The organism is Micromonospora phaseoli, from assembly GCF_900109115.1.
GTDB lineage: Bacteria > Actinomycetota > Actinomycetes > Mycobacteriales > Micromonosporaceae > Micromonospora > Micromonospora phaseoli.
Map to the genome: position 1 here is coordinate 509,003 of NZ_FNYV01000001.1, position 23,396 is coordinate 532,398.

The following is a 23,396-nucleotide window of genomic DNA, read 5'->3' on the forward strand; positions in this document are numbered from 1 at the left end:
GCCTGCGGGCGACGGAGTACCTGATCGGTCTGGGGCATCGGCGGATCGGTTTCATCGCCGGTCCGCCGCAGTTGATGTGCAGCCGGGCGCGGATGGACGGCTACCGGGCCGCCCTGGAGGCCGCCGGGCTCTCCTTCGACGAGGACCTGGTCTGCCCCGGGGACTTCTACCACGAGGCGGGCTTCACCGGTGGGGGGCGGTTGCTGGGGTTGACCGACCCGCCGACGGCGATCTTCGCGTCGAGTGACCAGATGGCGCTGGGTGTGTACGAGGCGGTGCGTCAGCGGGGGTTGCGGGTGCCGGACGACATCAGTGTGGTGGGTTTCGACGACCTGCCGGAGGTGCGGTGGTGTTCGCCGCCGTTGACCACGGTGCGGCAGCCGTTGGCGGAGATGGGGATGTTGGCGGCTCGTACGGTGTTGCGGCTGGCCAGGGGCGAGAAGGTGGAGAGTCCTCGGCTGGAGCTGGCCACCGAACTCGTCGTCCGCGACAGCGCCGCCGCCCCGGTCGCCCGACGTTAAACTATCGATACTTTTCCGGAAGTTGTTGACGTCCTCACGGCGGACGGCCGACGATTGGATTCGCCAACCTTCGATGAAGGAGCTGGCTGGTGGTGCCCGCCGTGCCCGCGGCGCCGCCCGGCCGTGTCCGGCGGACTCGTTCTGCGTCCGCCGGACACGGTGCCGGTCCGTCGACCACGGCCGGATCTGTCCTCAGCAGATCTGCTGAGGGTGAAACGGCATTCTGCACCGGGTCGACCATGGGCAGGATGAGGCAGATGAGACTCCTCATGCTGGGCGGAACTGGATTCGTGGGCGGGGCGACGGTCGCCGAGGCGGTCCACCGAGGCTGGTCGGTGACGGTGTTCAACCGGGGACGGCACGGGGCGCCTCCGGCGGGCGTACGGCGGCTGGTGGGTGACCGGACGACGCCCGGCGGGCTCGCCGCGCTGGCCGACGGAGAGTGGGACCTCGTCGTCGACACCTGGGACGGCGCGCCCCAGGCCGCGCGGACGGCGGCGCAGGCGTTGTCCGCGCGGGTAGGGCACTACGTCTACGTCTCCAGCGGCTCGGTCTACGCGCCCCCGGTGGCGACCGGCGTCACCGAGCAGGCCCCGCTGGTGGACGCCGACCCGGACGCCCTCGACGGCGACTACCCGACCCTGAAGGCGGGTGCGGAGAAGGCCCTGCGGGCGGTCTTCGGTGACCGGGTGCTGCTCGCCCGGGCCGGGCTGATCCTCGGCCCCGGGGAGGACATCGGCCGGTTGCCATGGTGGCTGCACCGCATCACCCGGGGCGGCGACGTGCTCGTGCCCGGCCCCGCCGACCTGCCGGTGCAGTACGTCGACGTCCGCGACCTGGCCGTCTTCCTGCTGGACGCCGCGACCGCGGGCCTGGGCGGACCGGTCAACGTGGTGAGCCGGCCCGGCCACACCACCATGGGGGAGTTGCTGACCGCCTGCGTGACGGCCACCGGCGCCGCCGCCCGGTTGCACTGGGTCGACCCGGAGCGCCTGCTCGCGGCGGGCGTGGAGCCCTGGAACGATCTGCCCGTCTGGATCCCGGCGGGGCACGAGTACCGGTGGATGCAGCAGATCGATGTAGGCCGCGCCCACACCGCTGGGCTGACCTGTCGGCCGGTGGCCGACACCGTGGCCGACACCTGGGCCTGGCTGCGGCAGGTAGGCGGCGTGCCGGCTCGCGCCGGTCGTCCGGCCCGGGAACCGATCGGCCTCGACCCGGCGCGGGAGACCGAGCTGCTCGGCGCGCTCGGCGAACCGGCGACGTCCGCCTGACGTCCGCCTGACGCGGGCCTGCGCGCTGCCGCGCCGGCGCGTCACGCCAGGTGTACGGGCAGGTCCAGCACCTCGTCGACCGGGCGGCGGGGGGTGGGCCAGCCGGGCTGGCCGTACCCGATCCGCATCACCATCTGCGGTGTACCGAACCGGCCCAGTGACATCCGAAGCTGCTCCCGGGCCGACGGCACCTCGATCGGCTGGGACAGCATCGACACCGACAGCCCGGCGTCGGTGGCGGTCAGCAGCATCCGCTGCAACGCCTGACCGGCGACGACCTGGTCGACGGCGGTGTTGCCGGCCGAACCGAGCACCGCGACCAGCGGCTCCGGCTCGAAGTCGCGGCCGGGCGCCCGCTGCACGCCGCCGAAGCCGCGGGACGGCAGCAGGTCCTGCGGCTCGGCCTGCACGCCCCCGGCGGCGGCGGGAATCCCGTCGGGGGCGTGCTCGGCGCGTACCCACGCCTCCCGCTCCGCCCCGTAGGCGGGGTCACGTTCGAGGACCCGGTGCGCGCCGTGCGCGATCTCGGCGAACGCGTTGACCGCGCTCACCCCGATCAGCAGCTCCAGCCAGCAGTGCTCGGCGCGAGCCGCCTCACCGAGCCGCCAGCGGGCGTCGGCGGGGACCGGGTCCGGCCAGAACGGGGCGCGGTTGCTGAACCGGCGGGGGATGGCCGAGTAGAGGTCCTGCTCGGCGGGGGAGGGCCGCCGTGGCAGGTCCGGCAGTAGCCGGGCCAGCACGTCGGGCTCCGCCGGGTAGGGGCGCAGCCGCACCGTCGCCGGCGCACCCGCCGCCGCGAGGGCCAGACGCAGGTTGAACAGCGCCGCCCCGCAGGCGACGCGGGCGCCCCAGCCGCTCGGATCGGTGGCGGGCAGCCGCCGGGTCGGGTCGACGAGCACCTCGATCCCGCCGTCGCGCAGCCGGAACCGCCACGGCTGGACGTTGTGCAGGGACGGTGCCCGGATCGCATCGGTCGCGGCGGACCGCAGCTGCTCGACGGTGTAGCCGTTTTCCATGGTCGTGCCCCCTCGCGCTCACCTGGTACAGCCCAACGGTGCCCCCGCCGCTCCCCGGCCGAGCAGGGCCACACGTCCCGAACCCCCAGGACACCCGCCCCACCCACCCCACCCCGCCCACCCCCTTGTTGATCAAGAAGTTTTGGTCGGGATCCGGCCCGATACCAGACGCAAAGTTCTTGATCAACAGGGTTGGGGGGTGGGGGTTGGGACCTTTGGCCCGTGTGAGGGGTGGCGGGGAGCGGGTAGAAACAGGGGATGATCCGGGTGTTTCTGCTTGACGACCACGAGGTCGTCCGTCGTGGCCTCGCCGACCTGCTGCACGCCAGTGGCGACATCGAGGTGGTCGGTGAGTCCGGCTCCGCACCGGAGGCGGCCCGCCGGATTCCGGCACTGCGGCCCGACGTGGCGATCCTCGACGCCCGGCTGCCCGACGGCAACGGCATCGACGTCTGCCGGGACATCCGGGCCGTGGACTCCTCGATCAAGGGGCTGATCCTCACCTCGTACGAGGACGACGAGGCGCTGTTCGCGGCCATCATGGCCGGGGCCTCCGGGTACGTGCTCAAGCAGATCCGCGGCACCGACCTGGTCGACGCGGTACGCCGGGTGGCGGCGGGTCAGTCGCTGCTCGACCCGGCGATCACCACACGGGTGCTGGAACGCATCCGCAGCGGTGTGGAGCAGCCCCGCGAGCTGCAGGCGCTCACCGAGCAGGAGCGGCGGATCCTGGAGTACGTCGCCGAGGGGCTGACCAACCGGGAGATCGCCGGCAAGATGTTCCTGGCCGAGAAGACGGTCAAGAACTACGTCTCCAGCGTGCTGGCCAAGCTGGGCCTGGAACGGCGTACCCAGGCAGCCGTGCTGGCCACTCGCCTGCTGGGCAAGAACCGCTGACGTCCGCCCGTCCGGCGCGCCAGCCGAGGGCTGCCAGTTACGGCGGTCAGTCGCGCAGCGGGACGGACCAGCGCAGCTCGGTGCCGCGCGGCTCGGCTGGGCGTACCTCGAAGGTGCCGTCGTGCCGCTCGGCGCGCTCGCGCAGGTTCACCAGCCCACCCCGGGCGGCGGCCGGGTCGCACCCCACCCCGTCGTCGGTGACGGTGACGGTTACCTGGGCGGCGTCGACGCTCACCGCCACCGACACCCGGGAGGCTCCGGCGTGCCGTACCGCGTTGGACAGCGCCTCGCGGAGCACGGCGGTGAGGTCGGGACGGACCTCGTCCGGTATGGCGCTGTCGACCGGACCGGTCAGCTCCAGCCTCGGCCGGAAACCCAGCGACTCCGCGGCCGCCTCCACCGCCTCCCGGATCTCGGTGCGCAGCGCCGCGCTCATCGGGGTCCGCAGCTCGAAGATGGTGCGGCGGATGTCCTTGATGGTGGTGTCCAGGTCGTCGACCGCGGCGTTGATCCGCTTGGCGACCTCCGGCCGCGCGGTCAGCGGCACCGAGCTCTGCAGTTGCAGGCCGGTGGCGAACAGCCGCTGGATCACCACATCGTGCAGATCCCGGGCGATCCGCTCGCGGTCCTCGAGGACCACCAGTTGCTCCCGCTCCTCCTGACCGCGGGCGCGTTCCATGGCCAGCGCGGCCTGTCCGGCGAAGCTGCCGAGCAGGGTCACGTCGTCGTCGGTGACACCGCTGTGCTCGGCGCTGTGCGCGATCACCAGCACGCCGTGCAGGGTGTCCGCGGTGGCGAGCGGCGAGATCACCGCCGGCCCGGTGTGCAGCATCGCCGGCCAGGGGGCGGCGTGGGCCAGGTCGTCCACCGAGTCGTGCCGGCGCTGGGCCACATGACCGGCGAAACTGGTGTCCGCGGCCGGTAGCACCGCACCGACCAACGCACGGGCCTGAGCGCCGACGCCGTCCACGACCTCCACCGTGAAGTGCTCCGCGTCGTCGTCGTAGAGAAGCACCAGGGCCAGCTCGGCCTCGGCGACCTCCCGGGCACGGCGCGCCACCAGGGTCAGCGCGTCGGTGCGGCGCACCTCGCCGAGCAGCAGCGAGGTGATCTCGGCGGTGGCGGCGAGCCAGCGTTCCCGCCGATGGGCCAGCGCGTACAGCCGGGCGTTCTCGATCGCCACGCCGGCCGCCGCCGCGAGCGCCACGACGATCTCCTCGTCGTCGTCGGTGAACTGGGCGCCGCCCTGCTTCTCGGCCAGGTAGAGGTTGCCGAAGACCTGGTCGCGGATGCGTACCGGCACGCCGAGGAAGGTGTGCATCGGCGGATGGTGTTGCGGGAACCCGTAGGACTGCGGGTGCTGGGTGATGTCCGGCATCCGTAGCGGCTTCGGGTCGTCGATCAGCAGACCGAGCACGCCCCGACCGTGCGGCAGGTCCCCGATCTGCGCGTGCAGTTCGGCAGAGATTCCGTGGGTGATGAAGTCGTACAGCAGTCGGTCCGGGCCGATCACACCGAGGGCGCCGTAGCGGGCGCCGGCCAGGTCGCAGGCCGACTGCACGATCCGTTGCAGGGTGCTGCGCAGATCCAGGTCGGTGCCGATGCCGACGACCGCGTCGAGCAGCGCCCGCAGCCGCTCCCGGCTGGTCACCACCTCGCCGACGCGGTCCAGCATCTCCTGGAGCAGCTCGTCCAGACGGACCCTGGACAGCGGACTCAGCCCGAGCGACGGTGGCTCGTGCCGGGGGTTGGGTGCGCCGACGGTCACCCAGCGATGCTAGCGGGCGGGCCGCCCGGACAGAACGCCCAGCGGTGTGCGGTTGCGGTCAGGCGCCACCGTCCACCGCCGAGGTGTCCACCACCTGCTCGCGCGGCAGTCGGGAGGTGTGCGGCGGTCCGGCGTGGTCCGGGTCCGCGACGCCGATGCGCAGGGCGAGGTACGGGTGGCCCATCCCGGCCAGCACCTGGCGCAGGATCTGCCGGGTGCCGGGGACCTCCACCACCCCACTGAGCGGCACCATGGAGATGCCCAGCCGGGTGCCCACCAGCCAGGCGGCCGAGAGCGCCTCGCCGGCCCGCAGCCAACTGGTCGGCGTGTCCTCGTCGCCGTACAGCACCCCGTACGATGCCGCCTGATCATGCCCCGGACCGGCCGGCAGGGTGCCGGGGCGGCGGAAGTCCCGCCCCGGCACGGTGGTCTGCGGCGGCTGCTCGGGCAGCACCTCCGGGCTGAGCCCGACGCCGCCGGTGCGGCCGGTCCAGTAGTCCAGCTCCGCACGCAGCTGCGAATCGTCCGCCTCGACCGTGGCGGCGTGCGAGGCGGCGGCCGCCAACTGCAGCACCTGGTCGCGGTCGAGGATCTCCAACCGGGCGCCCTCCCCGGCGGTGGCCTCCGCGATCGCGTTCAGCTGCTCCTCCCCGACCGGCTCGTCGCTGACCGGCCGCCGGTCGGTGTGCCGCACCTGCATGCACTGCACCATCCGCATCGCGTCCGGGTCGACCCCGGTGGAGCGGAGGTCGGTCAGCCGGGCGAGCAGTTCGGGCTGGGCCGGGTCGGGCATCCGCTGCACGGTCGCCGCCCACCCCTCGGCGGCCAGCGCCAGCCGGGCGTGGTGCAGCGCCGCCCCGCAGCTCAGCGTGATCAGCTCGCCCTCCGGATCGGTCGCCGCCAACTGGCGGTCGCGGACCACCCGCAACTCCAGCGCGTCGGGAAGCACCCGCCAGCGCCACGGCTGGCTGTTGTGCACCGACGGCGCGTGACCGGCCATCGCGGCGGCCTCCGCGAGGGCGGTGGTCAGCGGGCGGTGGGTAGCCGGCGTCTGTTGGCTCATCCTCACGACCTTTCCGTCTCTGCCCATCGTGCCGCACCTCGGTACGGCCGTGGGCCGGTCCGGTTCATCGTGCGCCATCGGCAGGCCGCCCGCACGTCCCGGATGCCCCGCGTCGGCGGGCACTTGGGCCCGCATTCTGACCGGAGCGCCCGACACCGCTCCCCGGAGGTTGGGACGATTCGCGGGTGACAGAGCCGTCGGCCGCGGGTGGACCGGATCGCGACGCGCCCGAGTGCCTGCCGGCACGGCCGGCGCGGCCCGAACCCGAGCGGCCTGCTCGGCGCCGCCGGTGGTTGCTGTTCACGCCGCTGACCGGTCTCACCGCGCTGGTGCTGGCCGGCGCGGCGGTACGGCTGTCCGGGCAGCCCGGTGCCGCCGACGCGGTATGGGCGCTGGCGACCGTGATCGCGCTGCTGCCGGCCGCCGCCTCGGTGCTGCGTGACCTCTGGCGTCGGCGGTTCGGGGTGGACGTGATCGCGGTACTGGCGCTGGCCGGCGCGCTCGGCGTCGGCGAGTATCTGGCCGGTGCGGTGATCGCGCTGATGCTGGCCACCGGCCGGACCCTGGAGGCGTACGCGCAGCGCCGGGCGACCCGTGACCTGCGTGCCCTGCTCGCTCGGGCCCCCCGTACCGCGCGGCGACGTACCGCCGACGGCGGCGTGGAGGTGGTGCCGTCAGACCGGGTGGCGGTGGCCGACCGGCTGCTGGTCGGCCCCGGCGACGTGGTGGCGGTCGACGGGGTGGCCGAGTCGCCGGCCACGCTGGACGAGTCGGTGGTCACCGGCGAGTCCCGGCTGGTGGAGCGGGCGGCGGGCGAGAAGGTGGCCAGTGGCGTGGTCAACGCGGGCGCCGGGTTCGGGTTGCGGGCCACCGAGAGCGCCGGTCGCAGCACGTACGCCGGGATCGTCCGGTTGGCCGAGGAGGCGACCGCCCGCAAGGCCCCGACGGTGCGGTTGGCCGACCGGTACGCCGCCGCCTTCGTGCCGTTCACCCTCGCTCTGTCGGGCCTGGGCTGGGCGGTGTCCGGGGAGTTCGTCCGGGCGGTGGCGGTGCTGGTGGTGGCCACCCCGTGCCCGCTGCTGCTGGCCACCCCCATCGCCATCGTCTCCGGTTTGTCGCGGGTGGCCCGGCGGGGGGTGCTGGTGCGCGACGGCGCATCGCTGGAGACGCTGGGGCGGGCACGCACCCTGCTGGTGGACAAGACCGGCACCCTCACCGCCGGCCGTCCCCGGGTCGCCGAGATCGTCGTGGCGCCGGGCGGCGAACCCGACGAGGTGCTGCGTCTGGCCGCCTCGGTGGAGCAGTTGTCTCCGCACGTGCTGGCGGCGGCCCTGGTACGCCACGCCCATGACCAGAGGGTTCGGCTGGACACACCGACAGAGGTGACCGAGGAGCCCGGCCGGGGAGTCAGCGGGCGGGTGGCCGGGCGGCGGATCCGGGTCGGGCAGCTGGGTGGGGAACCGCCGCAGTGGGCCGGGCAGGCCCGCTCCCGGGCGCAGGATGCGGGGCATTCCGTGGTCTGGGTGACCGACGACGCCGGGCCGCTCGGCGCGGTGCTGCTGGAGGATCCGGTACGCCCCGACGCCCGCCGCGCGGTGGACCGGCTGCGCGCGGCCGGGCTGGCCCGGATCGTGATGGTCACCGGGGACCGGCCGGAGGTCGCCCGGCGGGTCGGCGAGGCCGTCGGCGTGGACGAGGTGCTGGCCCGGTGCACGCCGCAGGAGAAGGTGAGCCGGGTACGTGCCGAGGCGGGGCGGGCGGTCACGGTGATGGTCGGCGACGGGGTGAACGACGCGCCTGCACTGGCGGAGGCCCACGTGGGCGTGGCTATGGGTGCCACCGGGGCGACCGCCTCGGCCGACGTCGCCGACGCCGTGCTGACCGTCGACCGGCTCGATCCGCTCGCCGACGCGGTCGAGGTGGCCCGGTACGCCCGCCGGATCGCCGTGCAGAGCGCCACGGTGGGGATGGGCCTGGCGGTGCTCGCGATGGGATTCGCGGCGGCCGGCCGGCTACCCCCGGTGGCCGGGGCGTTCCTTCAGGAGGGGATCGACGTGCTGGTGATCCTCAACGCGCTGCGCGCGCTCGGCGGTGGCCCGCGGCGGCCGGCCTGATCCCGGCCCGCGGCGGCCGGCCTGATCCGGGCCGGCCGACGCGGTCGGGATCAGCGTTCCCGGACCACCGCCACCGGGCAGTGCGCGTGCTGGATGAGCTGCTGGCTGACCGAGCCGAGCAGCATTCCGCGCAGCCCGCCGCGCCCCCGGGTGCCGACGACGATCAGCTGGGCGTTGCGGCTGGCGTCGATCAGCAGGCCGGCCGGCGCGGCGGCGGCCGTCTCGACGCTGACCTCGACGTCCGGGAAGGTTCCCTGCCAGCGGTGCAGCGCTTCGTCCAGATCGGCGCGCTGGTCGGCCAGCGCCGCGTCGCGGGCCTGCTCGCCGGTGAGGCTCCACTGGTCACGGCGGGGCTGCCAGGCGCGCACCACGTGCAGCGGCACCCGGCGCAGCGACGCCTGCTCGACGGCGAAGCCGAGGGCCAGCAGCGAAGGTTCCGAACCGTCCACGCCGACCGCGACGTGCCCGGTGCGGGCACCCGCGGCCGAGTCGCTGCGCACCACGACCACCGGGCAGTGCGCGTGCGCGGTGACGGTGACGGCGGTCGAGCCGGCGAGCAGACCGGCGAAGCCGCCGTGCCCGCGGCTGCCCAGCACCAGCAGGCCGGCCTGCGCCGAGATCTCCTCCAGGACCAGGGCGGGCGGCCCGTCGAGCACATCCCCGCGTACGGTCAGCTCGGGGTGCGCAGCGGCGGCGTCGGCCGCCGCCTTGCCGACCAGCTCCTCGACCTGCCGCCGGGCCTGCTCGTCGGGCCACATTCCCGGCGTCACGCCCGGCCCGACCCAGCCGGCCACGGTGAGCCATTCGAAGACGTACGCCAGTCGGACCGCGCGGTCGTCCTGCCGGGCCTGTTGCAGCGCCCACTGCAGCGCCGCCGTGGCGTCCGGTGAGCCGTCGTAGCCCACCACGATCTCCGTGTCACTCATGACGGTGCTCCCTCGTCGGTTTCACGTATCCAACGCCATTCGGCGACCTTGGGGTCGTCCTCGCCGTACCGGCGGGTGTAGTCGCGGGCCGCCTGGCGGGCGTCGGTCATCTCCTGCCGCAGGTGCGCGGCGCGGGCGGCCAGGCCGGGCACCCGGTCGATCACGTCGATCACCAGGTGGAAGCGGTCCAGGTCGTTGAGCATCACCATGTCGAAGGGCGTGGTGGTGGTGCCCTCCTCCTTGTACCCACGGACGTGCAGGTTGTCGTGGTTGGTGCGGCGGTAGGTGAGGCGGTGGACCAGCCACGGGTAGCCGTGGTAGGCGAAGATGATCGGCTTGTCCTGGGTGAACAGGGTGTCGAACTCGGAGTCCGGCAGGCCGTGCGGGTGTTCGCTCGGCGGCTGGAGCCGCATCAGGTCGACCACGTTGATCACCCGTACCTTCAGCTCCGGCAGGTGCCGACGCAGCAGGTCCGCCGCGGCGAGGGTCTCCAGCGTCGGCACGTCTCCGGCGCAGGCGAGGACGACGTCCGGTTCGCTGCCGTCGTCGGTGCCGGCCCAGTCCCAGATGCCCACGCCGCGTCGGCAGTGTGCGATGGCCTCGTCCATGGTCAGCCAGCTGGGGGCGGCCTGCTTACCGGCCACCACCACGTTGATGTAGTGCCGGCTGCGCAGGCAGTGGTCCATGGTGGAGAGCAGGGTGTTGGCGTCCGGGGGCAGGTAGACCCGGACGACTTCGGCCTTCTTGTTCATCACGTGGTCGATGAAGCCCGGGTCCTGGTGGGAGAAGCCGTTGTGGTCCTGCCGCCACACGTGGCTGGAGAGCAGATAGTTCAGCGACGCCACCGGCATCCGCCACGGGATGTCCCGGGTCACCTTCAGCCATTTGGCGTGCTGGTTGACCATGGCGTCGACGATGTGGATGAACGCCTCGTAGCTGGTGAAGATGCCGTGCCGACCGGTCAGCAGGTAGGCCTCGAGCCAGCCCTGGCAGAGGTGCTCGGAGAGGACCTCCATCACCCGCCCGTCGGGGGAGAGATGGTCGTCGCCGGGGACCGTACCCGCCATCCAGACCCGGTCGGTGACCTCGAAGGCCGCCTGGAGCCGGTTCGAGGCGACCTCGTCCGGTCCGAAGAGGCGGAAGGTCTGCGGGTTGGCGGCGATGACGTCGCGTACCCACTTGCCGAGTTCACCGGTGGCGCTGGTGACGGTCGAGCCCGGGTGCGGCACGTCGACGGCGTAGTCCCGGAAGTCGGGCAGGTTGAGGTCCCGCAGCAGCACGCCGCCGTTGGCCACCGGGTTGGCGCTCATCCGGCGTTCTCCGGTGGGCGGCAGCGCGGCGAGTTCGGCGACCGGGGCGCCGGTGGCGTCGAACAGCTCCTCCGGCCGGTAGCTGCGCAGCCAACGCTCCAGTTCGGCCACGTGATCCGGGTTGTCGCGGACCCCGGACAGGGGTACCTGGTGGGCGCGGTAGGTCCCCTCGACCTGTTTGCCGTCCACCTTGCTGGGGCCGGTCCAGCCCTTCGGGGTACGCAGGACGATCATCGGCCAGCGGGGACGTTCGGCGGGCGCTCCCGAGCGGGCGCGGCGCTGGATCGCGGCGATCTCGTCCAGCGCCCGGTCGAGGGTGGCGGCGAGCGCCCGGTGTACCTCGGCCGGTTCGTCACCAGCCACCACGTACGGCTGGTAGCCGTTGCCGCGCATCAGGTCGAGCAGGTCGGACTCGGGGATCCGGTCCAGCACGGTCGGGTTGGCGATCTTGTACCCGTTGAGGTGCAGGATGGGCAGCACGGCGCCGTCGCGGGCGGGGTTGAGGAAGACGTTGGACAGCCAGCTGCCGGCCAGTGGCCCGGTCTCCGCCTCCCCGTCCCCGATGACGCAGGCGACCAGCAGGTCCGGGTTGTCGAACGCGGCACCGTAGGCGTGGCTGAGCGCGTACCCCAGCTCGCCGCCCTCGTGGATCGAGCCCGGCACCTCGGCCGCCACGTGGCTGGGGATACCGCCGGGGAAGGAGAACTGACGGAACAGCCGGGCCATGCCGGCCTCGTCGCGGCCGGTGCCGGGGTACCGCTCGCTCCAGGTGCCCTCCAACCAGGTGTTGGCCACGAGCGCCGGGCCGCCGTGCCCCGGGCCGGTGATGTAGATGGCCGACAGGTCGCGGGCGACGATGACCCGGTTGAGGTGGGCGTAGATCAGGTTCAGGCCGGGTGACGTGCCCCAGTGCCCCAGCAGCCGCGGCTTGATGTGCTCGGCGGACAGCGGTTCGCGCAGCAGCGGGTTGTCCAGCAGGTAGATCTGCCCGACGGTGAGATAGTTCGCGGCCCGCCAGTAGGCGTCCAGCCGGCGCAGTTCGTCATCGGTCAGGGTGCTCTGCGGGTCTATCGCGGTGTCCATACTGCGTGAGCCTCTCCCGGGTCGGTGAATCCTGCATCCGCAACGCGCGGTTTCCTGTATCAGCTTGGCCCAGATCGGCGGTCATGGATCAGGGCCGTTGGTCCTACCGGCTCGGGTGTCACGACCTGTTGCGGCTCGGTGGGCCGGAGACGCCACGGACCACGATCACCGGGGCCGGTGCGTGATAGAGAAGCGACTGGCTGACCGCCCCGAGCATGCCGCGCCACGGCTCTTCGCCCCGGGCGGCGACCACCACCAGCTGCGCCGATCGCGACTGGTCGACCAGCACTTCACCGGGCTCGCCCCGGATGACGTGGCACTCAACGGCGGTGTCGTGGTGGCCGAGGCGGTAGCGGGACACCAGCTCGCCGAGTCGCTCGGTGGCCTCCTCGATCGCCTCGTCGGAGTTGACCACCCAGATCGCCAGCAGCCGCGAGCTGTGCCGGGCGGCGCAGGCGAACGCCCAGCTCAGGGCGACCTCGGCGGACGCCGAGCCGTCCACCCCGACCAGTACCGGACCGGCTGGCGGCGGGTCCCGCCGGGCGACCAGCACCGGGCAGTCGGCGCGGGCGGCCACCTGCACCGCAGGGCTGTCGGCCGGGATGCATCGGTCGCAGTGCGCCATCCCGCCGTCACCGACGACCACCAGGAAGGCCACCTCGGACCTGCGGACGAGGTTCGCCACGGCGGAACCCTCGGCGATCTCGGTGGTGACCGGTAGGCCCGGCTCGCTCTCGTTGACCGCCGCGACGGCCTGCGCGATCAACTGCTCGGCATCGGTGCGGGAGCCGGATACGGCCGGCGCGTCGAACGCGGCCCAGTTGAACGCGTGCAGCAGGTGCAGTGCGCGTCCGTGGGCGGCGGCCACCTGGGCGGCGAGCCGGACCACCGGCAGCGCGTCGTCGGGACCGACCCCGACCAGCACCGGCGCGTCGCTGGCTGCGGCCATCTGGCATCACCTCCGCCGCTGTCGCGCCCGGCCTGTTTCCGAGGCTAGTCGCGGCGGTACGCGCTCGGGGCGGGATCGGCGCTCACCTCGACTTGTGGGCTCACCTCGACAGGCTCGTTGTGCCATCCGCTCCACGGCCCACTCGACCACGGTCGCGTCAACATAGGTTGACAGATGTGTGGCGTCAATGTAGGTTGACGGCATGAGTCAGGCGACGGAACTCGCGGCCGCGGCCGGCAGCACCGACCCCCGGGTCGGCCTGCGCGCGGTTCGCGCCCTGCGCCGGCTCCTCGAACGGCTTGAGGTGGTCCAGGTGGACAACGCCCGACGGCAGGGCTGGTCCTGGCAGGAGATCGCCGACGCCCTCGAGGTCAGCCGGCAGGCGGTCCACAAGAAGCACGCCGGACGACCGGCGGTCGAATCCTCCTGGGAGGCGTGATGTTCGAACGGTTCACCGACCGCGCCCGCGGCGTCGTGCGGCAGGCCCGCGCCGAGGCCCGCGCCGAAGGCGAGCGGCCTGTCGGCACCGAGCATCTGCTGCTCGCCATCCTCGGCGGCGACGGCGACGGCGAGGATGTCGGCCTGGCGGTCCGGGTGCTCCGCGACGTCGGCGTCACCGCCGAAGACCTGCGCGAGCGCATCCGTCGACACGCTGAGACCGGCCGCAGCGGCCTGGGCGAGGCCGACGCCGCCGCACTGCGCGAGATCGGCATTGACCTGTCGGCCATCGTGGCCAGGATCGAGGAATCCTTCGGCCCGGACGCGCTGCGCGAGGCCATGCCGGCGCCGCGCCGCCGCTGGGGCCGACGACGGCACGTCGGTGGCCCGTTCTCGCCCCGGGCGAAGAAGGTGCTGGAGCTGTCCCTGCGTGAGGCGGTGCGGCTGCGCCACAAGCACATCGGCACCGAGCACATCCTGCTCGGACTGCTGCGCGAGGGCAACGGCCTCGCCGCGCTGGTGCTCACCGAGGCCGGCGTCGACCTGGCCGACACGCGTCGCCGAGTGGAGGCCGCCCTGCGGACCGCCGCCTGAGGGCTCGCCGTGCCCGGCGGGCCGCCGTTCTAAACGTCGTCGACCGACGCCGCCCGGGTGAACCGACCCACATCGGCGTCGGGTCGCCCAACCCCGCACCGTGCTGCACACTGACGCCGTGGAAGCTGGACGGCAGGAAGGGCCGCTGCGTAGCGCAGTGGTAGTCAACCCGGTCAAGGTGACCGATCCCGACGCGTTGCGCCGCACCGTCGGCGACACGCTCGCCGCGGCCGGCTGGCCCGAGCCGCTCTGGTTCGAGACGACCGTGGACGATCCCGGTCGCGGCCAGACCGAGCAGGCCCTCGCCGCCGGCGTGGACGTGGTCTTCGCCTGCGGCGGCGACGGCACCGTGATGGCCTGCGTCAGCGCCCTGGTCGGCACCGAGGTGGCGCTCGCCGTGCTGCCCCAGGGCACCGGCAACCTGCTCGCGGCCAACCTGGGACTCTCCGACGACCTGGCCGCCGGGCTGGCGGTGGCCGTGGAGCGCGGACGGCGGCTGCTGGACGTCGGCGAGGTGGATGGACACCACTTCGCGGTGATGGCCGGCATGGGCTTCGACGCCCAGATGCTGGACGCCACCAGCGAGACGACCAAACGGCGGATCGGCTGGCCGGCGTACGTGGTGGGTGCCGCACGGCACCTGCGGGACCGGCCGATGAGGGTGTGGATCCGGCTCGACGACCAGCCGCCGCTGCGCCGCCGGGCCCGCTCGGTGCTGGTCGCCAACGTCGGCCGGCTCCAGGGCGGGTTGACGCTGCTCACCGAGGCCGAGCCGGATGACGGCTACCTTGACGTCGCCGTGCTCACCCCACGGACGCTGCGGCACTGGCTCGCCCTCGGCTGGGCGGTGCTGCGCCGTAGCGACCGGGTCCCGCGGCTGGAGGTGTACCGCGCCCGCCGGGTGGAGATAACCAGCAACCGAACTCAGCCGCGCGAGTTGGACGGCGACCTGATCGAGCCCGGCCGCGAACTGCGGGTGCAGATTCGCCGGCGGGCGCTGTGGCTGTGTGTACCACGGCCGGCACAGGCAGCCGACCTGGCCGACGACGCGGCTGCCGCCGCCAAGCGAGGCGAGCGCCTCGTAGAGCAGGGTCACGGTGAGCGCGAGGAGTGAGCTTGCGAGCCCCGCAGTCGCGAACGGAAGGGCTGCCCCGGTGAGCGCGAGGAGTGAGCTTGCGAGCCCCGCAGTCGCGAACGGAAGGCTGCACCCGTGAGTAGTACCCGGATCGTGCCGGAGACCCGGCTGATGTCCGACGAGCAGCTCTGTGCCGACCACGCGTGGCAGACGCTGCGCCGGGAGGGCGGCTGGCATCTGCTGCGCGACGCCTTCACCCGGTTCCGCTACGGCGACGGGTTCAGCCACTCCCGGGCCTTCGCGTTCCAGCTCTGCCTCGCCGTGGTGCCCTTCCTGATCGCGCTGACCGGGCTGATCTCCGAGCTGGGCGTGGCGGAGGGCGGCGAGGTGGTCGCCGACACCGTGCTGGCGCTGACCCCCGGCGCCAGCCAACAGATGGTCGCCGACCTGCTCGGCGAGGGCGAAGGCACGGGCGCCGAGCAGGTCGAGGAGATCGGCGAGGTGGCGCTCACCCTGGGCCTGCTCACCGGTCTGGTGGCGCTGACCAGCACCATGGCGCAGATCGAACGGGGTGCCAACCGGATCTACGGCGTCGAGCGGGACCGCCCGGCCCTGTGGAAGTACCTGCGGGCCGCCGTCCTCGCCGTCACCGCGGGCCTGCCGGCGCTGGCCGGCTTCCTCATCCTGGTCGGCGGTGGGCCGTTGGGTGACTCGGTCGAACGCCACTACGCCTGGGGTGACCTCGCCAGCACGGTCTGGGACGTGGTGCGCTGGCCACTCAGTCTCGCGCTGACGGTGCTCGCCGTGGCGGTGCTGTTCCGCCACGCGCCCCGACGCCACCAGCCGGGCCTGTCCTGGCTCCTCTTCGGCGCCGGCATCGCCACCGCCCTGTGGTGGCTGGCCAGCCTGCTGCTCGCCGGCTACGTGCGGTTCAGCGAGGACTTCGGGCAGACCTACGGTGCGCTGACCGGGATCATGGCGCTGCTGCTCTGGGCAAACCTCACCGGAATGGCGCTCTTCGGCGGGCTCGCCTTCGCCGCTCAACTGGAGGCGGTGCGCATCGGCGTGCAGGAGCCGGCGAGGCCGGACCTGTGGGAACCGAACCCGCAGCGGGTCCCCGTGCACGACACCGGCGAGATGACCGCGCTCTAGATCCGCGCGTCGCGGGTGTACTCAGGCGCCCGATCGGGTACAGCGCGTCGCCAGAGGCGCCGTCCGCGGGTATCGCGGCACGCCGGAGGCGAAGGAGGCTGCGGTGGGCGCGGTGCGGGACACATTGCGACGACCCCTCGGGCATTTCACCGAACGTACGCTCGCCGGCTTGGCGCTCGTGCTCGGTGCCGGGGTCGGCTTCGGACTGGTGCTGGTGCTGGTGCGCGTGAAGTGGTCGCCGCTGTACGACGTGGACCATGGCGTCGCGCGGTGGCTCAACGACCAGGTGGCGCCGATCGGCCCACTGGTCACGGTGCTCAACGCGATCACCGACCTCGGCGGACGCTCGGTCATCATCTGGCTGGTCACCGTGGCCGTGGTCGGGCTGCTGATCCGCCGGCAGGGCCGGCTCGCGGTCTTCCTGATCGCCACCGGTGCGGGCGCGCTGATCCTCGACCCGTCGCTCAAGACGCTGGTCGACAGGTTGCGCCCCGAGGTCGACGTGCCGATCGGCGCGTACGCGGGACAGAGCTTTCCCAGCGGGCACGCCCTCGGGTCGCTGGTCGCCTACGGGGCGCTGCTGCTGGTGTTCCTGCCGGCGATGGCCCCTCGCTGGCGCCGGCCGGCGATGATCGGAGTCGGCGCCGTCGTCTTCCTGATCGGGTTCACCCGGGTCGCGCTGGGCGTGCACTTCCTCTCCGACGTGATCGGTGCCTGGCTGCTCGGCGCGGCCTGGCTCGGCGTCACCGCGTACGCCTTCCGGCTCTGGCGTCTGGAGCGGGGCCGGCCGGCGACGCCGCTGACGGAGGGGCTGGAGCCGGAGGCCGCGCACGAGGTGGCGCCCGCGCCGGACGAGGAGAAGCTGCTGCCGCACGCCCGCGCCGGTATCGCCGAGATCATGGTCGGCTGGGTGCTGGTCTTCGGCGCCCTCTACGGCTTCGGCATGTTCGTCAGCTACTACGCCGACGGCACCTTCCTCGCCCGGCTCGACGAGACGGTGCCGGCCTGGTTCGCCGAACACGGGACTGCTTCCCTCGACGACCTGAGCTGGTGGTGGAGCAAGGCCGGCGACACCCACGCCATCATGCTCATCTCGCTGATCTTCTGCCCGCTGGTGCTGGCGATCTGGCGGCGCTGGCGGCCACTGCTGTTCGTGGCGTTGACCATGTTCGGGGAGCTGACCCTCTTCCTCGCCACCGCCGCGGCGGTGGACCGGCCGCGTCCGCCGGTGGAGAACCTGGATGGTCCGATGCCGACCTCCTCGTTCCCCTCCGGCCACATCGCCGCCACCCTCTGCCTGTGGGTCGCCATCGCCGTGATCGTCTTCCCGCGCACCGACCGTTGGTGGCGGTGGATCTTCGTAGCGCTCGCCGTGGTCATGCCGGTCGGGGTGGCGGTCTCCCGGATGTACCGGGGCATGCACCACCCCACGGACTTCATGGGCGCGATCCTGCTGACCACGGCATGGATCGGACTGCTCTACTGGGTGATCCGCCCCAACGAGGACGTCGACGAGGGCAACCAGCCGGCCATCGAGTCGGAGGACGTGGACACCCTCGACGACGAGTTGGCCCGGGCCGGACGACCGGGCTGAGCCGGCCGTGCTGCGGGTGATGACCTGGAACATCCGTACCGGCGGGCAGGACCGTGGTGGTCCCGACCGGCGCGACCGGGTGGCCCAGGTCGTCGCCGAGCAGCGGCCGGACGTGCTCGCGGTCCAGGAACTGCGTGGCCTCGACGTACCGGGGTTCGCCGCCCGCGTCGGGCTGCGGCCGTATCTGGCCAACTCCTGGCTGGGGCAGCCGGTCGCGGTGCTGGTGCGCCCGGCCTGGCCGGTGTTGACCGCCGGGCCGGTCCGCCGGCCGTTCCACCACGCGGCGCAGCGGGTGGTGGTCGGCACCGACGCCGGGCCGCTGACCGTGCTCGGCACCCACCTCTGTCCGTACTCGGGGACCCGCCGGCTGGTCGAGGCGGGCTGGGCGGCCGCCGCGCTGCGTCGCTCCCGTGCCGGCCCGGCACTGCTCGCCGGCGACCTGAACACCCTCGACCCGTACGACGAGCACGTCGAGCGGGTCGGCCGGTTGCCGCCCGGGTACCGCCGCCGGCACCTGCGCTCCGACGGGCGGACGGTGGACAGCCGCGCGGTGGCCCGGCTGCTCGCCACCGGGCTGGTCGACCTCGGCGCCGCCACCGGGCCGACCGCGCCGACCGGACACGGCGGGGCGGAGTTCGCCGACATGCGCCTGGACTACCTGCTCGGCACCGGCGCGCTGGCCGCCCGTCTCACCCGCGTCCGGGTGGTCCGCGACGCCGAGACCGAACTCGCCTCCGACCACTATCCGGTGCTGGCGGAGTTCGACCTGTCGCCGCCCCCGCTCCCTCCCCGCTGACCGGTGGGTCCTGGCCGAACCGCGTCTGTTCGAGGGCTACCCCGCGCGGTACTGACCGAAAGACAGCACAGGCGGACTTGGCGGATCACCCGATCAGGGGCCGGGGACGGCTAGCCTCTTCGGTCGTGATCGAATCGTCGCCGCCTCGGCGGGCTGAGCGGGCGTCCGGCACCTCGTCGCCGGTGACGTTGCTGGCGCGGGGGATCGCACTGGTGGTGGTGCTGCCGGTGCGGCTGGTCTGGGAAGCGCTGGTGGCCACCGGCCGTGGCCTGTCCCGCTGGGTGTTCGCCCCGACGATGCGGTTCCTGGATCGTTGGCTGCTGCGCCCGTTCGGTTGGTTGCTGCGCCACCTGCTCTGGATTCCGCTGCGCTGGTCGCTGCGGGCCGCCGGATGGCTCTGGCAAACCCTGGTCTGGCTGCCGCTGACCTGGGCGTGGCGCAACCTGGTCTGGTCGCCGTTGACCTGGCTGTGGCGCAGTCTGGTCCGGCTCTGGCGCGGCACCCTGTGGCCTCCGCTGCGGTGGTGCGGCCAGCTCCTCGGGAGGCTGCTGCGTGGCTGCGGCCTGGCCCTGGCCTGGTTGCTGCGGGTCATGGTCCTGGTGCCGCTCTACTACCTGCTGTGGGTGCCGCTGGTCTGGCTGGTCCGGGTGCTCACCCCGGCCGGGCGGTTGGTCGGCCGGGGGCTCGCCACTCTGGCCGGTCTGGTGGTCGTCGTGCTCGGCTGGGCCTGGCGGGCGGCTGGCCGTGTCCTGTGGTGGTGCTGGGCGCTCACCGGGCGTCCGATGCTGTGGGCCGGGCGCTGGGTGTGGCGGCACGCCGTCGTACCGGCGGGCCGGGCGGTCGGCGCTGCCTGGCGGGCGACCGTTTCACCGGCCGCCCGGTGGCTGCGCCGGGGCGTCCTCGACCCGGCCCGTCAGGCGACCCGCGAGGCACTGAGCGTCCTCGGCGTGCGCCGCTGATCGTGGCGTGCGCCGCTGATCGTGGCGTGCGCCGCTGATCGTGGCGTGCGCCGCTGATCGTGGCGTGCGCCGCTGATCGTGGCGCGCGTCAGACGAGCAGGTTGAGCAGGACGGTCAGGACGATCGAGGCGACGATCGAGAAGAGGATCATCAGGAGGCAGCCGACGCCGCCGCCGGCGGGGCGGATCTCCGTGTTGCCGATGCGCATGGTCTCGTCCTTCTGTCAGCTCGTCGGGATGCTCGTACCGAGCAGGGCCCGGACGGTGTCGGCGACCTGCCGCGGTGCCGTGGTCGCGACGTTGTGTGCCGCGCCGGGCACCACCACGGTTCGGGCCCGGGGCACCAGCTGGGTGACCCGCGCCCGCCAGGCCGTCGGCACGAGGGGATCGCGTGCGCCCGTGACCACCACAGTGGGGGCGGCGATCCGGGTGAGGTCGTCCTCGACTCGGTTGTGGATCGAGTGCGACAAGGTGGCCCACACCCGCCACGGACGGGCGTCGACCACGTCGCGTAGCAGAACGGGGGCCTGCCAGAGCGCCTCTCGGGTGGTGTCGACCAGCCAGCGGCCCACCTGGGCCCGCCGCGAGCGGGCCTGCGGATCGCTGGTCGGCCCGGCCAGCACCACCGCGCGTACCCTGCCCGGGTGGCGTGCGGCGAGCGCGGCGGCGACCTCCGCGCCGAACGAGTGGCCCACCACGCAGACCGGTGGCAGCCGGTACGCGGTGAGCAGGGCAGCCAGGTGGTCGGAGTGCTGCTGGGCGTCGTAGGCGCGCGGAGGGCGGGCACTGAGACCGAAGCCGGGCAGGTCCGGCGCGTACACCGGGTGGGTGCCGGCCAGTGTCACCGCCAGCGGTGTCAGGTAGCGGTGCGACACGGCCAGCCCGTGCACCAGTAGCACCGGCAGGGTCGACTGGCCGAGGTCGTCGCTTCGGCGCACGTGGGTGCGCAGACCGTCGACCGTGCGCCACTCGCTGGTCAGACCGGTCGCGGCCCGTGGCGCGGACAGGGCGAGACGCAGCAGCGTCGGGCCGGAACGGCTGGCGGCGGCACCGCACTCCGTGGTCCGTAGCGAGGTGGCCGGGTGCCGCCCGCCAGACCGGATCACAGCTCGCGCAGCCGGGGCAGCAGCTGCTCCTGAGCCCAGTCCAGGAACATCGGCTGGCTGTCGCCGCCGATCTGCACCAGCGCCACGTGGGTGAAGCCGGCGTCGACGAACTTCCCGAACGCCTCGACGTGCCGGTCGATGTCGGGGCCGCAGGAGATGCCCTGCGCCACGTCGTCCTCGCGGACGAACTGGGTGGCGGCGGTGAACGAGTCGGGTCCGGGCAGGTCGGTGTTGACCTTCCAGCCCAGGCCGAACCAGCGGAACTGGTCGTGGGCGATCTTGCGGCATTCGGCCTCGTCCGGGCCGTAACAGATGGCCACCTGCCCGTAGCGGGGCCGCCCGGCGCCGCCGGCCTGCTCGTACATCTCCACGAGGTGCGGTTCCGGATCGGTGGCGATCATCCCGTCGGCGTACTCGGCGGCGAGGGTGGCCGACTGCCGGCCGGACGCGGCCACCGCCATCGGCACCGGTGTGTCGGGCCGGTCCCACACGTACGCGTCCGGCACGTCGTAGTGGTTGCCGGAGAAGGTCAGCGTCTCCCCGTTCAGCAGCGGCCGGATGATCTGCAACGCCTCCTCGAACATCTCGTGGCGCTGCTGCACGTGCGGCCAGCCGCCGACGACGTGCTCGTTGAGGTTCTCCCCGGCGCCGAGGCCGAGGGTGAACCGGCCGTCGGAGAGCACCCCGAGGGTGGCGGCCTTCTGCGCCACCACCGCCGGGTGGTAGCGGCGGATCGGGCAGGTAACGAAGGACATCAGCTCCGCGCGGGAGGTGGCGTGCGCGACCGCGCCCAGCACCGACCAGGCGTACGGTGAGTGACCCTGCGACTCCAGCCAGGGATAGTAGTGGTCGGACATGACGAGGTGGTCGAAACCGGCCGCCTCCGCCCGCACCGCGTAGTCGACGAGTTCCTTGGGGCCTGCCTGTTCGCACATCAGGGTGTAGCCGACGCTGACCATGGACGTCTCCTTCCGATGCCCCGACGGACCGTTCCGGATACCCGCGCCCGGTTCGGTCAACCCTGCCCGATGCTTGACGGTTCGCCGGATGCCTGCCTACCGTCTACCTGAACCGGTTCAGACGCCGGCATGGTGCACATCCTGTGGTGGGGATGTTCGCCCCCGTGACGACTTGTTATTTCTGGGTCGTCACGGGCCGCCGGTCTACTGAACCGGTTGCTTTCGTAAAGCCATCGGCATACGCTGATGCCTGCCTCGCCGGGCCACGGTCAGCGGCTGTTGGGCTGCAGCCGCACCACACCTGCCACCACCTGATCCCCCTGGGCACGGGAAAGAGACCCTTCCTGCGAGGAATCCATGAGAAAACTGTTCGCGGGCGTCGGCGCCGTCCTGCTGGCGACCGTCGCCGCAGTGTTCGCCTTCGGTCCGCCGGCGCACGCCGCGACCGGCTTCACGGTCAGCGGCGGCAAGCTCTTCGACGCCAACGGCAGCGAGTTCATCATGCGCGGTGTCAACCACGCGCACACCTGGTACGCGACTCAGACCAGTTCCTTTGCCAACGTCAAGGCGCTCGGCGCCAACTCGGTGCGGGTCGTGCTGTCCAGCGGTGACCGGTGGACCCGCAACAGCGCCGCCGACGTCAGCAACGTGATCCAGCTGTGCAAGGCCAACCGGCTGATCTGTGTGCTGGAGGTGCACGACACCACCGGGTACGGCGAGCAGAGCGGCGCGATCACCCTCGACCGCGCGGTCGACTACTGGCTCAGCATCGCCAGCGCCTTGAACGGCCAGGAAGCGTACGTGATCGTCAACATCGGCAACGAGCCGTACGGCAACCAGAACTACTCCTCCTGGGCCACCGACACCTCCAACGCGATCCGTCGCCTGCGCAACGGAGGCATCGAACACACCATCATGGTGGACGCGCCGAACTGGGGTCAGGACTGGTCCTTCACCATGCGTGACAACGCGCCGACGGTGTTCAACGCCGACCCGGCCCGCAACACGGTCTTCTCGATCCACATGTACGGCGTCTTCGACACCGCCGCCGAGATCAGTGACTACCTGGGGCGCTTCCGCAGCCGGGGACTGCCCATCGTGGTCGGCGAGTTCGGCCACAACCACTCCGACGGTGACCCCGACGAGGATGCCATCCTCTCGTACACCCAGGCCAACGGCATCGGCTGGCTGGGCTGGTCGTGGAGCGGCAACAGCGGTGGCGTCGAGTACCTCGACATGGCCACCAACTTCAACCCGAACCAGCTGACCAGTTGGGGCACGCGGTTGTTCAACGGCACCAACGGCATCCGGCAGACCTCGCGGCAGGCCAGCGTCTACGACAGCGTCCCGCCGCCCACCACGCCGCCGCCGACGACGCCTCCGCCCACCACCCCGCCGCCCACGACCCCGCCGCCCACGACGCCTCCGCCCACCACGCCTCCGCCGACGACCCCGCCGCCGGGCGCCGGTTGCACGGCGACGTACTCGATCGTCGGCCAGTGGCAGGGCGGATTCCAGGGTGACGTGCGGGTGACCGCCGGCAGCAGCGCCATCACCGGCTGGACGGTTCGTTGGACGTTCGCCAACGGCCAGTCGGTGAGCCAGTCCTGGAACGCCGCTGTCACCAGCAGCGGATCAACCGTGACCGCCCGCAACGTCGACTACAACGGCCGGCTCGGCTCCGGGGCCAGCACCAACTTCGGCTTCATCGGCAGTTGGAACGGCACCAATTCCGCCCCCACCCCCACCTGCACCGCCAGCTGAACCCCGCTGACCCCACCGGTGGCCGGGTCCCCACGGACC

The 23,396-nt window shown here is 72.7% G+C and carries 19 protein-coding genes and 2 pseudogenes; 13 read left to right on the forward strand and 8 right to left on the reverse strand.

Annotated features, from left to right (window positions below; translation table 11 throughout):
• Window positions 1-521, forward strand: a 521-nt coding sequence (locus BMY89_RS02385) for a substrate-binding domain-containing protein (RefSeq protein ID WP_175510265.1), incomplete at its 5' end; no start/stop codon positions are given.
• 257 nt (window positions 522-778) lie between these two features.
• Window positions 779-1,795, forward strand: coding sequence for an NAD-dependent epimerase/dehydratase family protein (locus tag BMY89_RS02390; RefSeq protein ID WP_092374103.1), 1,017 nt, complete (start codon window positions 779-781; stop codon window positions 1,793-1,795).
• 41 nt (window positions 1,796-1,836) lie between these two features.
• Here BMY89_RS02390 and BMY89_RS02395 read toward each other — a convergent pair whose 3' ends face one another.
• A complete protein-coding gene (locus BMY89_RS02395) occupies window positions 1,837-2,811 on the reverse strand; it encodes an Acg family FMN-binding oxidoreductase (RefSeq protein WP_092374106.1) in 975 nt (324 codons plus the stop codon).
• Window positions 2,812-3,069: 258 nt separating this feature from the next.
• Between BMY89_RS02395 and BMY89_RS02400 the strand changes: the two genes are divergently transcribed.
• Entirely contained in the window at window positions 3,070-3,708 is a 639-nt protein-coding gene (locus BMY89_RS02400; protein WP_092374109.1) for a response regulator, read from the forward strand.
• Window positions 3,709-3,754: 46 nt separating this feature from the next.
• On the opposite strand, the gene BMY89_RS02405 is transcribed toward BMY89_RS02400, so the two are convergent.
• Both BMY89_RS02405 and BMY89_RS02410 read right to left on the reverse strand, forming a co-directional pair.
• Window positions 3,755-5,428, reverse strand: coding sequence for a GAF domain-containing sensor histidine kinase (locus BMY89_RS02405; protein WP_092375423.1), 1,674 nt, complete (start codon window positions 5,426-5,428; stop codon window positions 3,755-3,757).
• Between the two features lie 106 nt (window positions 5,429-5,534).
• The gene (locus BMY89_RS02410; protein ID WP_170147588.1) at window positions 5,535-6,539 is read right to left on the reverse strand and encodes an Acg family FMN-binding oxidoreductase; all 1,005 of its coding nucleotides are present in this window, start codon (window positions 6,537-6,539) and stop codon (window positions 5,535-5,537) included.
• Window positions 6,540-6,724: 185 nt separating this feature from the next.
• Here BMY89_RS02410 and BMY89_RS02415 point away from each other — a divergent pair, with 185 nt between their 5' ends.
• Window positions 6,725-8,653 carry a heavy metal translocating P-type ATPase gene (locus BMY89_RS02415; RefSeq protein ID WP_092374112.1) on the forward strand — a complete coding sequence of 643 codons (1,929 nt, stop codon included), beginning with the start codon at window positions 6,725-6,727 and terminating at the stop codon, window positions 8,651-8,653.
• 50 nt (window positions 8,654-8,703) lie between these two features.
• Here the strand turns inward: BMY89_RS02415 and BMY89_RS02420 are convergent, their stop codons facing one another.
• The 3 genes from BMY89_RS02420 to BMY89_RS02430 form a co-directional block, all read right to left on the reverse strand.
• Window positions 8,704-9,579 carry a universal stress protein gene (locus tag BMY89_RS02420; RefSeq protein WP_092374115.1) on the reverse strand — a complete coding sequence of 292 codons (876 nt, stop codon included), beginning with the start codon at window positions 9,577-9,579 and terminating at the stop codon, window positions 8,704-8,706.
• Window positions 9,576-11,972 carry a phosphoketolase family protein gene (locus BMY89_RS02425; RefSeq protein WP_092374118.1) on the reverse strand — a complete coding sequence of 799 codons (2,397 nt, stop codon included), beginning with the start codon at window positions 11,970-11,972 and terminating at the stop codon, window positions 9,576-9,578. The genes BMY89_RS02420 and BMY89_RS02425 overlap by 4 nt, the downstream gene beginning before the upstream one ends.
• 118 nt (window positions 11,973-12,090) lie before the next feature.
• Window positions 12,091-12,921 (reverse strand): universal stress protein, encoded by an 831-nt coding sequence (locus tag BMY89_RS02430; protein WP_092374122.1) that lies wholly within the window; start codon window positions 12,919-12,921, stop codon window positions 12,091-12,093.
• A 202-nt stretch (window positions 12,922-13,123) separates the two neighbouring features.
• Here BMY89_RS02430 and BMY89_RS02435 point away from each other — a divergent pair, with 202 nt between their 5' ends.
• From BMY89_RS02435 to BMY89_RS02465, 8 genes and pseudogenes are all read left to right on the forward strand, one after another.
• Window positions 13,124-13,360, forward strand: coding sequence for an HTH domain-containing protein (locus tag BMY89_RS02435; RefSeq protein WP_013732409.1), 237 nt, complete (start codon window positions 13,124-13,126; stop codon window positions 13,358-13,360).
• A pseudogene (locus BMY89_RS31655) lies at window positions 13,360-13,557 on the forward strand (Clp protease N-terminal domain-containing protein); the annotation flags it as partial. The gene BMY89_RS02435 and the pseudogene BMY89_RS31655, both read left to right, overlap by 1 nt.
• A 189-nt stretch (window positions 13,558-13,746) precedes the next feature.
• Window positions 13,747-13,926: pseudogene (locus BMY89_RS31660) on the forward strand (Clp protease N-terminal domain-containing protein); the annotation flags it as partial.
• Window positions 13,927-14,071: 145 nt separating this feature from the next.
• Window positions 14,072-15,067, forward strand: coding sequence for a diacylglycerol/lipid kinase family protein (locus BMY89_RS02445; protein WP_232521008.1), 996 nt, complete (start codon window positions 14,072-14,074; stop codon window positions 15,065-15,067).
• A 96-nt stretch (window positions 15,068-15,163) separates the two neighbouring features.
• The gene (locus BMY89_RS02450; protein WP_092374131.1) at window positions 15,164-16,180 is read left to right on the forward strand and encodes a YihY/virulence factor BrkB family protein; all 1,017 of its coding nucleotides are present in this window, start codon (window positions 15,164-15,166) and stop codon (window positions 16,178-16,180) included.
• 103 nt (window positions 16,181-16,283) lie between these two features.
• Window positions 16,284-17,774, forward strand: coding sequence for a phosphatase PAP2 family protein (locus tag BMY89_RS02455; RefSeq protein WP_092374134.1), 1,491 nt, complete (start codon window positions 16,284-16,286; stop codon window positions 17,772-17,774).
• Between the two features lie 19 nt (window positions 17,775-17,793).
• Window positions 17,794-18,570 (forward strand): endonuclease/exonuclease/phosphatase family protein, encoded by a 777-nt coding sequence (locus tag BMY89_RS02460; RefSeq protein ID WP_232521009.1) that lies wholly within the window; start codon window positions 17,794-17,796, stop codon window positions 18,568-18,570.
• Between the two features lie 125 nt (window positions 18,571-18,695).
• The gene (locus BMY89_RS02465) at window positions 18,696-19,529 is read left to right on the forward strand and encodes a hypothetical protein (protein ID WP_092374140.1); all 834 of its coding nucleotides are present in this window, start codon (window positions 18,696-18,698) and stop codon (window positions 19,527-19,529) included.
• 223 nt (window positions 19,530-19,752) lie between these two features.
• Here the strand turns inward: BMY89_RS02465 and BMY89_RS02470 are convergent, their stop codons facing one another.
• Together BMY89_RS02470 and BMY89_RS02475 are read right to left on the reverse strand one after the other, a co-directional pair.
• Complete coding sequence (locus tag BMY89_RS02470; RefSeq protein WP_232521010.1) at window positions 19,753-20,634, reverse strand: alpha/beta fold hydrolase; 882 nt, start codon at window positions 20,632-20,634, stop codon at window positions 19,753-19,755.
• Window positions 20,631-21,593 (reverse strand): TIGR03557 family F420-dependent LLM class oxidoreductase, encoded by a 963-nt coding sequence (locus BMY89_RS02475; protein ID WP_092374143.1) that lies wholly within the window; start codon window positions 21,591-21,593, stop codon window positions 20,631-20,633. The genes BMY89_RS02470 and BMY89_RS02475 overlap by 4 nt, the downstream gene beginning before the upstream one ends.
• 357 nt (window positions 21,594-21,950) lie before the next feature.
• Between BMY89_RS02475 and BMY89_RS02480 the strand changes: the two genes are divergently transcribed.
• Entirely contained in the window at window positions 21,951-23,357 is a 1,407-nt protein-coding gene (locus BMY89_RS02480) for a cellulase family glycosylhydrolase (protein ID WP_092374146.1), read from the forward strand.
• Window positions 23,358-23,396 lie beyond the last annotated feature (39 nt).

What these genes read in the sequence shown, in the direction of transcription:
- BMY89_RS02390 (WP_092374103.1), top strand. Translation starts at nt 779, where the DNA reads ATGAGACTCCTCATGCTGGGCGGAACTGGATTCGTGGGCGGGGCGACG.
- BMY89_RS02395 (WP_092374106.1), bottom strand. Translation starts at nt 2,811, where the DNA reads ATGGAAAACGGCTACACCGTCGAGCAGCTGCGGTCCGCCGCGACCGAT.
- BMY89_RS02400 (WP_092374109.1), top strand. Translation starts at nt 3,070, where the DNA reads ATGATCCGGGTGTTTCTGCTTGACGACCACGAGGTCGTCCGTCGTGGC.
- BMY89_RS02410 (WP_170147588.1), bottom strand. Translation starts at nt 6,539, where the DNA reads ATGAGCCAACAGACGCCGGCTACCCACCGCCCGCTGACCACCGCCCTC.
- BMY89_RS02420 (WP_092374115.1), bottom strand. Translation starts at nt 9,579, where the DNA reads ATGAGTGACACGGAGATCGTGGTGGGCTACGACGGCTCACCGGACGCC.
- BMY89_RS02425 (WP_092374118.1), bottom strand. Translation starts at nt 11,972, where the DNA reads ATGGACACCGCGATAGACCCGCAGAGCACCCTGACCGATGACGAACTG.
- BMY89_RS02430 (WP_092374122.1), bottom strand. Translation starts at nt 12,921, where the DNA reads ATGGCCGCAGCCAGCGACGCGCCGGTGCTGGTCGGGGTCGGTCCCGAC.
- BMY89_RS02435 (WP_013732409.1), top strand. Translation starts at nt 13,124, where the DNA reads ATGAGTCAGGCGACGGAACTCGCGGCCGCGGCCGGCAGCACCGACCCC.
- BMY89_RS02460 (WP_232521009.1), top strand. Translation starts at nt 17,794, where the DNA reads ATGACCTGGAACATCCGTACCGGCGGGCAGGACCGTGGTGGTCCCGAC.
- BMY89_RS02475 (WP_092374143.1), bottom strand. Translation starts at nt 21,593, where the DNA reads ATGGTCAGCGTCGGCTACACCCTGATGTGCGAACAGGCAGGCCCCAAG.
- BMY89_RS02480 (WP_092374146.1), top strand. Translation starts at nt 21,951, where the DNA reads ATGAGAAAACTGTTCGCGGGCGTCGGCGCCGTCCTGCTGGCGACCGTC.